Annotated in this window: 8 protein-coding genes and 1 pseudogene; 7 read left to right on the forward strand and 2 right to left on the reverse strand. The window is 36.0% G+C overall.

Going from position 1 to position 8,577, the window contains the following annotated elements; all coding sequences use genetic code 11:
• Positions 1-165: 165 nt before the first annotated feature.
• Positions 166-747: an undecaprenyl-diphosphatase gene (locus ACOT8F_RS20260; protein WP_421653728.1), complete on the reverse strand. Its 582-nt coding sequence runs from the start codon at positions 745-747 to the stop codon at positions 166-168.
• 225 nt (positions 748-972) lie between these two features.
• On the opposite strand from ACOT8F_RS20260, the gene ACOT8F_RS20265 reads away from it, so the two are divergent.
• From ACOT8F_RS20265 to ACOT8F_RS20295, 7 genes and pseudogenes are all read left to right on the forward strand, one after another.
• Entirely contained in the window at positions 973-1,767 is a 795-nt protein-coding gene (locus ACOT8F_RS20265) for a DedA family protein (RefSeq protein WP_421653729.1), read from the forward strand.
• Positions 1,768-1,799: 32 nt separating this feature from the next.
• Positions 1,800-2,255, forward strand: a complete 456-nt coding sequence (locus tag ACOT8F_RS20270) for a phosphatase PAP2 family protein (protein WP_421653730.1) — start codon at positions 1,800-1,802, stop codon at positions 2,253-2,255.
• A gap of 38 nt (positions 2,256-2,293) precedes the next feature.
• Complete coding sequence (locus ACOT8F_RS20275) at positions 2,294-2,995, forward strand: response regulator transcription factor (RefSeq protein WP_421653731.1); 702 nt, start codon at positions 2,294-2,296, stop codon at positions 2,993-2,995.
• Positions 2,996-4,354, forward strand: coding sequence for a HAMP domain-containing sensor histidine kinase (locus ACOT8F_RS20280; protein WP_421653732.1), 1,359 nt, complete (start codon positions 2,996-2,998; stop codon positions 4,352-4,354).
• Positions 4,355-4,892: 538 nt separating this feature from the next.
• Positions 4,893-5,300, forward strand: coding sequence for a hypothetical protein (locus ACOT8F_RS20285; RefSeq protein ID WP_421653733.1), 408 nt, complete (start codon positions 4,893-4,895; stop codon positions 5,298-5,300).
• A 71-nt stretch (positions 5,301-5,371) separates the two neighbouring features.
• Positions 5,372-5,857: pseudogene (locus ACOT8F_RS20290) on the forward strand (DUF3231 family protein); the annotation flags it as partial.
• Between the two features lie 42 nt (positions 5,858-5,899).
• Positions 5,900-6,403 carry a DUF3231 family protein gene (locus tag ACOT8F_RS20295; protein ID WP_421653738.1) on the forward strand — a complete coding sequence of 168 codons (504 nt, stop codon included), beginning with the start codon at positions 5,900-5,902 and terminating at the stop codon, positions 6,401-6,403.
• Positions 6,404-6,662: 259 nt separating this feature from the next.
• Here ACOT8F_RS20295 and ACOT8F_RS20300 read toward each other — a convergent pair whose 3' ends face one another.
• Positions 6,663-8,252, reverse strand: a complete 1,590-nt coding sequence (locus tag ACOT8F_RS20300) for an alkaline phosphatase family protein (protein ID WP_421653734.1) — start codon at positions 8,250-8,252, stop codon at positions 6,663-6,665.
• Positions 8,253-8,577: the final 325 nt, after the last annotated feature.

An 8,577-nucleotide genomic window follows, 5' to 3' on the forward strand; every position in this document is an offset into this window, starting at 1 on the left:
AATTCGATATGTTTTCGTTAGATCAGCGAGTATCAATAACTATTGGGTCAGAAAAATAAAACAAGTACTTGATTTTTAGTTTATTATCTAACCAAGCTTTAAACCGATCATTTATTAAATGTCTGATCGGTTTATGTTAAATATAAATAGATATTTATATTAGAATTACTTTTCATTCTTAACTAATACAGTGAAAAATGCTGTTAAGCGTGTATACATATTAAATATAACCCTCATTATAGGTTCAAGAATATGACCATGCCTAATGACTAAAATACTTGTGCCAAAAGAAATAATAGCAGATCCAATAACGTCCGCTGGATAATGAACTCCTGTATAGACCCTTGATATACCCACAGCAATTGCCCAAACTAACACAATGTATCTGAATGAATCTCTTCGTAACATCAGTGTGAAAGCTAAAGCAAAGACCAAAACAGAATGATCACTGACAAAGGACGAGTCTGCCGTATGCGGAATCAATTGATGCACATGATGTCCTATAAAAGGACGTGGATGATAATACACGTGATGAAGGATTGCGTTTGTTATGAGTCCTAAAACAGAAGAAAAGGCAGCATATAAAGCCGTATATTTATTTTTTATGCTTCTTGATTTGAACCATACAGCAATAAAAATAAATAATGCTGCATAAGGAACACTATACGTAAGGCCAATCATGGCCTCATCCAGCAAAGTGAAATGATCTGACCATCTATTGATCAGCTGAAACAATTCATAATTCATAGTTTAATACTCCTTTGTTAATTCATTTAATAAAACCCGCTGAATCCTCCAGCTGAGTAGCCTGAGTATAGAGCTGCAAACTAAAAATGCCCTAATATTTACATTAAAAAAGGATTAAAAAGAAAATAATCACCAAAATTAGTGCTATAGTGTGGTAAACCCTGAAATTGTACGGGGTTATCAACTAATCACTGATGCAATGAGACATAGCGTGGAGGAAAATAGATGAGTCATCTTATTTCAATATTTGAACATCACAGTTACTTAATATTATTTTTCAGTATTGTACTGGAGCTGCTTGCGCTTCCTGTATCCGGCGAATTTCTTATGAGTTATGCAGGTTATTTTGTTTATCAGGGAAAAATGAGTTATATATTGGCTATTTTGACAGCCTTTGCCGCTGGGGGAATTGGCATTACTCTTACTTATTGGATTGGGAAGATGGGCGGTTACAAACTGATTGAAAGATACGGACGGTACGTGCACCTGGGTCCAAAAAATTATGAAAAGACCGCTTCCTGGTTTGAACGTTCGGGGAAAATTTTGCTGTTATTTGCATATTTTATTCCTGGTGTTCGTCATCTGACAGGCTATGTCGCAGGAATCTCGAAAATGCCTTTTCGGACTTTTATAGTTCCTGCTTATATTGGAGCAAGTTTATGGGCATTTTGTTTTATCACACTTGGAAAACTTCTTGGCCATCGGTGGGAGGATTTTCATAAGCTTGCAGGAAGATATTTCGTTGATCTGATCATCATCCTTGCCATTTTTTTTGTATTCCTTGCCGTATATAGGATCTTTAGAAACCAAATCAAAGCTTTTCTGAAGCAATTTCTTCGTAAGCTGACAGTGCGATTTCATACCATCAGAAAGACAGAAATATTTCTTATCCTGCTATTCTTATCTCTATTAGGAATGATCGTCCTTATGTTTGGACTTGCACAGGATTATCTTAACAACGAGTTCTCCAAGTTTAATGAAATAACAGCTTTTATTATGCACATTCCTTATTTACAATAAGTTGGTTAAAAACCGCTAAAGACATTCTTCTATTGCAATCCCCCATTATTCTTCTCGGAATTGCTGTTGCTTCTCTTTTAATCGTATGGCAAAAGGGCAGAAACAAGGGGCTTGAAGCCATTTTATTGCTTGTCGTGCTGGGAGGATCTCATCTTTATCATTTTCTGGTAATCCAAACTCTGGCATTCATTCATTCCTTTCTTTCATCAAAGATTCCGCTTTCTTCTTCCTTTCCTGATGAAAGAGCTATGTTTACAATGATCTTGTACGGAACTCGTCTGTTCTTGCTCATTAGGCATACTTCAGTTAGATATTTTCAGCTTGCCGCTCCGTTCCTTTGTATCTTTTTGCTGATTGTACTGGCGGCCTTAAACATAGTTTTCAATTCGTTCTTGCCAAGTGATATTGCAGGTGGTTATGTTTATGGAATCGTTTGGATGTTTTTTAATTTTCTGCTCTTTGAATTAATAAGGATTGCTGTATATTAAGCACTAGGAAATAGATCGAAATGAAAGCAGGAAAACCGATGAATAAGCGCATTTTAATTGTGGAAGATGAAAAGAAAATAGCAAAAGTATTAAAGATAGAACTTGAATTTGAAGGATACGACGTAACAATGGAGCATGACGGGAAAGCTGGGCTAGAAACAGCTTTTAACGCGAAGCCTGATCTAATTTTGCTGGACGTTATGCTGCCTGAAATCAGCGGTATTGAAGTATTAAGAAGATTGAGAAAAGAAGATCGTCATACTCCCGTTTTGCTGCTCACTGCAAGAAATACAACTCTTGATAAGGTCCAGGGATTGGATTTGGGGGCTAACGATTATATTACAAAGCCTTTCGAGATAGAAGAGGTGCTGGCCCGTATACGATCAAGCATCCGTTATAATGATATGTTACTGGGTAAGTCTGAAGACGGCAAAAAAAAACCGGTACTTTCAGCCTCTGACCTAGTAGTTAATACCGAGACGAGAGAAGTAAACCGAAATTCCAAATCCATTACCTTAACACCAAAAGAGTTTGATCTGCTGGTGTATTTATTAATAAATAAAAACAAAATTGTTACCCGTGAAGGTATTATCACAAATGTATGGGGTTATGAATACGAGGGAGAAACAAACGTTATTGATGTGTATATTCGTTATTTAAGAAAAAAAATAGATGCAGATGAAGAACACCAGCTCATAACAACTGTCCGGGGTGTTGGGTATACAATAAGGGAGAAATAAATGAAGATCACGACAAAAATTAATCTTTTGACTACAACTTGGTTACTGATCATTCTATTAATCGTAAACACTGTTGTTTATTTTTCTTTTATAGAAATGACTGTAAATATGGAAAAAGAAACACTCTCTCAGCGATCTGATACAATCCTTAAGAAAGTTGAGAGAAATGATACTAGGACTTATGAAAGGTCATTCTTAGACTCGTATCTCACTGAGCATTCATTTATTAGAATTGTGAATTCTGATTCTAAACTAATTGAGCAAGTAACAAATGATAAGAAGCTGTCCATTATAGAATCAAAGTACACAACCAAGAAAGAAACTGAATTACGTAAAATTCATGAAAAAAATGGGGAAGAACAAATACTGATTATTCGTATCCCAGTGAAATCTGTCGATTCCAAAACAGCTACCCTTGAAATAGGGGAAAGGCTGACAGGTCTTGAAATGAGAAAAGATGTATTAAAGTCTATCTTACTCGTCTGTTCTGGACTAGCAATCATTTTATCCCTTCTTGGAGGAAGATGGCTGTCGGGTTTAATCATAAAACCCATTTCAAAAATGATTGGCACGATGGAAGGAATCGAGCAGAGTGGAGTTATGAAGCCTATTCTTTTTCCTAATGCAACAAATGATGAACTCGAAAAATTAGCTTTTACGTTCAACCGGATGATAGCACGGCTAGAAGAGAATAGCCAAAGACAAAAACAATTCGTTTCTGATGCTTCTCATGAGTTGAAAACGCCTTTAACAGTCATCAAAAGTTATTCAAACTTGCTAATACGGCGTGGGTTTCAAGATCGTAAAATGATTTTAGAAGCATCACAAGCTATCTATTCAGAAGCAACCAGGATACAAAAAATGACTGAATATCTATTAGATTTAGCTGTTTCTGAGAAAGAAACAGTTTTAGAAATGGAATCAGTGGATTTAGTTTTAGTACTAAGCAGCATATTGAATCAGATGCAACATGTGTTTAAAAGAGAGATGGTATTTCATTGCAGAGAAGCAGCCGTTATGATAGGTGCAGATGAATTAAAATTAGAGCAATTGATTATCATCATTCTTGATAACGCAATGAAGTACAGTTCTGAAAAAATAGAGATTTTCTTAGAAAAGAATGAAAAATCCGCGTTTATACGAATTAAAGATTATGGTATTGGCATCCCCAAAAATGAAATTGGGCATATTTTTGAGCGGTTTTATCGGGTAGATAAAGCAAGGAACAGAGAAACGGGTAGTTCAGGCCTTGGGTTATCTATAGCGAAAAACATAATAAAACTGCATAAAGGGAAGATAGAAATAAAAAGTACAGAAGGAGAAGGGACAGAGGTCGAAATAATACTGCCAATTCTTTAAAAGCTTTCTTTATCAACTGTCCATTGATAACGTAAAGCCTGGCGTTTTTTTTAAAAAATGCTCTTATTTGCACTAAAGAACGTTTGTTCCTATAATAAAAGTGGAAATACTTTCCAATTAGAGAAGAGGCGGAGCTAAGAAGAAGAGGGCCAAGGAAAAGAACAATGGAAATTGAAGAGATGATTCAGCTTTACCAGGGAAGGGAAGGGTACCACCGAAATAGCAGAAGCAGCAAATGTTTCCCCAGATATGTTCGTCAGGTGCTGACTGAAAATTATGTTCCGAAGAGACCTTTTGGCGATTGGAAGAGGAAATATAAACTCAATGAACATTATTTTAAAACTTGGTCTAATAACATGGCCTATATTTTAGGATTTTTTATCGCGGATGGCTTCATCGCGAGTTCTCAGCAAACCGTTAGTTTCGCACAAAAAACAAATCGATATTAGAGCAAATTAGAAATGAAATTGGTTCTGATCAAGTTCTATATCAAAATCCTCATACAGGAGTATATAGCTTAAATCTAAATAGCAAAGTCATGAAACATGATCTTATTGAGATATTTGGAATTACCTCCAAAAAATCACTCGAAGTGAAATTCCCATCTGTTCCTGAAGAGTATTTGAGTCACTTTGTAAGGGGGGATGGAAATATAAACTATAAAGGATATTTTATTAGCTTTGTTGGGGGTTCTTATGAATATATGAACTCACTAAAAGATATTCTTAGACTAAAAGGATTTAATCCAGATCTTAAAACCTATAGCAGCAAACATCATAGGGTTTTTGTAAGTGGAAGAAAAACCATTAAAGCATTTTCAGAGTGGATCTATCAAGATAAAGATTTATATTTAAGAAGAAAACATGAGGTTTTCCAGCAAGAAAAACCTCCTTTGGAAATGCTGGAAGATACAATGAAAAATTATCGGCAGAACAGATATGGATGATAACTCGTATTAATAATGAATTTCTACAAATAATACAAAATAAAGTGTTTATTTGTGGAGGGATCAATAACATGGTTGAAAGTAAGATAAACGAGGAAACACCGCATAGCGTAAGGCTTACTGCTCCTGAAATCGCAAACATTTGGGCACAGTATCAAAATGACACAATGGCGATATGTGTTTACACATACATGATTAAAATTGTAGAAGACGTATCTATTCGTCCTATTTTGGAATTTTCTTTGAGAATAGCTGAAGGGCATATTACAAAAATTAAAGATTACTTCACGCAAGAGAAATTTCCCATTCCTCACGGATTCACCGAGGATGATGTATATTTGGCGGCTCCTTGATTGTTTTCAGACGAATTGTGCTTAACTTATACCTACATAATGAGTGTCAACGGTTTGGCAGGATATGCCGCTGCTTTAACGACAAATATGCGTCGAGACATACGAGATTATTTCGTTCAATGCCAGAATGAAACAATGGAGCTTTTCAACATATCATTGGATTTACTATTAGAAAAAGGAATTGTATCGAGACCACCATTCATCAACCCTTCAGATAAATATGAGTTTATTGAAAAGAAAAAATTCATGGAAGGACTGCTTGGGGGGAAAAGACCGTTAAGCTGCATTGAGATAAGCAATGTTTTTTGGGATTTAAAAAAAATCCAATTAAGCAAATCCATCACCATAGCATTCGCACAAGCGGCAAAATCCCAAGAGGTTAAGAAATATTTATGGCGCGGTGTAGAAATCTACACCAAACATATTGAGATTTTTGAATCAATATTGTCTCAAGAGCACCTTCCTCAACCAAAATCAGAGGAATCAGAAGTCACGCACTCAACAACCGCCCCTTTTTCTGATCGCCTTATGATGTTTCATAAATCGCTTTTTGGTTCCACATCCATTGGTGTATATGGTTCAGCCATAGGTACATGCCAACGGATTGACTTGACAATGCATTACTCAAGGCTTTTAGCTGAATTGGGCAAGTACATGGGAGATGGGTTTAATCTTATGGTTGAAAACAAATGGGCTGAACAACCACCATTGGCAGATGATAGAGAGAAATTATCAACGCAACAATTATAATGAATGGTCTTTTAAAAGTTTAATGTAAAGTTGGGAAGTGAATGAGAAAAAGCAACCGTAAAATTGAAATGCTTTTTTGGAGTATTGCTCTTCCTGGATTTGGACAGTTCCTTAATGGAAAATATTTAGAAGGAACATGATAAAAATTTATACGGCGGACTAAAATAAATAGTCTCTGGATGTTTATTTTTTATCCAGAAAGTCTTTTTTAAACATAAACAACAGCCGAGGACTATTCCTCGGCTGTTGTTTTTCTTCTTTAATCTCTATCTTTGTTTACATCTTTATCTTTCTTCTCAAATGACTCTTTTTCAATTCCAGGCAATAACTGTGTATGTTCCTTTTGTACTGCTTGAAGAGCATCTGGATTTAATCCAAGTTCTTTTAAAATGGTTGGCGCAATTTGCGTTGTTTGGACAGTTTCATTGCTTTTCTTTGCTTTATCCATTCCTGGAACTGAAACTAATAAAGCAACGTTCGTATCATCTTTGCTGAATCCGCCATGTTCGGCAATCTTTTTGCCTGGTTTTGTATAGATTACTCCATCTTTTGGTTGAATGACAATATCAGGTACCCTTGAATCTTTAGCAGGGTTATTGAATAGCCATTTTGATGGGGTTGTAACATATGAAGTTACTTCCTTAATATTCGCTTTATCTTTATTCTTATTGATAGCAGCTACCACTTCAGCAGTTTTGGATTGGTCAGTCAACCAGATCATCGCAGTATCATCTGTAGTCAATTGTGCAATCAGATTAGATGGAACACCTTCAGTGATCAGGTTTTTATCTGTTATTTTCAATTTAGCAGGATCCATTGGAGATTGTCCATGTTTGGCAGTAAGAACGATCATGGTAGAATCATACAGATTTTTTTTCTTCAATTCATTCACGATTTTGCCGATCGATTCATCGGTATGTTTCATAGCATCTGCAAGTCCTGCACTGAATGTTCCGTTTCCATCTTTATAACCATTTCCAGGGAGTTTTTGCGCAACGCTGACTTCTTGGAAATTCATACCGAACATAGAAGGTACTGGTTCGGATTTTGTTCCTGTATGATCTTTTCCATCAATTTCATTCTGAATAGCCTTCACTTTTAAATCATCATTTGCTTCAGTTGTCGCGATGCTCTTCGTCGCATCACCGTTGGCTGCGATTTCAGGTGTATACAAGTCTTCTACACCTTTTCCAGACGGACCATTCAGTAAATCATATGCCAAATGCTTATCCGCCCATGCAGTGTGCAAACCAGCATTTTCGACCACTTCAAAAATTGTATTAACCCTTACATAATTGTGGGGATATACCGGTTGTTTTGTTACAGAGTCACGCGGAAGCATAGCTGGATTGATTCCGCCACCTCCATTGATTAAGTCCGAATTATTATCAATAGTCTCGTCGTACAGAACATTTGTTCCTGGTTTATCTCCAGCATTCCATCCAGTAGGGGGTAAAAGTGTCCGATCATAACTATTATCATAAATTACGCCAGTTGAGTTTGGTGAACCACCTGTTACCATAGACAATAAGCCTGGGAACGAGTCAGATGGCTTAGAAGTCGATGCATTGGAGTATGTAATTCCATGATTGCTTAAAGCAGCCATATTGGAATAAGGATTGTTTCTCTCGTAGTTCGCAAGGTCGGTTGCATGCATACCGTCTACACTAATCAATAAAACTCGTTTGATTTGATTGTCATGGTGACTGGTCCTATGCATAAGAGGGGAAGTCGTTGCTTTCGACTTCACTGCAAAACTCTGTGTTGCAAATAGGCTGCTCAATGCAAGAACACCAGTAGCGAGTCCAAGTGCGGTTTTCTTTGATTTCATTTTCTTCCGTTTCTTCATTTTCTTCAACTCCAATCGTTAATAAGAACTTACGCTAAGAATAAAAGTTGAATGTTATGCGTGTGTTAATTTGTTGTTAGGGAAAGGTTAAATGAGTGTAAATATTCAGTTTATAAAAAAGATTTTTAAAAGAAAAAATATGACTGGCTAAATAAACAGTTTGCGATATAGTTTGTGAAAGAATGTACTTAAACAAAAGGGTGCTTTACTTGAATAAGAACAACATAAGAATCCAATACTAGGTGTGAAAATTCACGAGTGGCAAAAATGGCTGTGTTTATGTCTTCTTGCAAATAATTTTAATAAATGTTAAACTTTAGAAGAA

The organism is Chryseobacillus diguaensis (assembly GCF_049220665.1).
GTDB lineage: Bacteria > Bacillota > Bacilli > Bacillales > Bacillaceae > Metabacillus_B.

Excerpts from the sequence above, each read along its gene's own strand:
- ACOT8F_RS20265 (WP_421653729.1), top strand. The coding sequence starts at position 973 with ATGAGTCATCTTATTTCAATATTTGAACATCACAGTTACTTAATATTA.
- ACOT8F_RS20260 (WP_421653728.1), bottom strand. The coding sequence starts at position 747 with ATGAATTATGAATTGTTTCAGCTGATCAATAGATGGTCAGATCATTTC.
- ACOT8F_RS20285 (WP_421653733.1), top strand. The coding sequence starts at position 4,893 with ATGAAACATGATCTTATTGAGATATTTGGAATTACCTCCAAAAAATCA.
- ACOT8F_RS20295 (WP_421653738.1), top strand. The coding sequence starts at position 5,900 with ATGGAAGGACTGCTTGGGGGGAAAAGACCGTTAAGCTGCATTGAGATA.
- ACOT8F_RS20280 (WP_421653732.1), top strand. The coding sequence starts at position 2,996 with ATGAAGATCACGACAAAAATTAATCTTTTGACTACAACTTGGTTACTG.
- ACOT8F_RS20300 (WP_421653734.1), bottom strand. The coding sequence starts at position 8,252 with ATGAAGAAACGGAAGAAAATGAAATCAAAGAAAACCGCACTTGGACTC.
- ACOT8F_RS20275 (WP_421653731.1), top strand. The coding sequence starts at position 2,294 with ATGAATAAGCGCATTTTAATTGTGGAAGATGAAAAGAAAATAGCAAAA.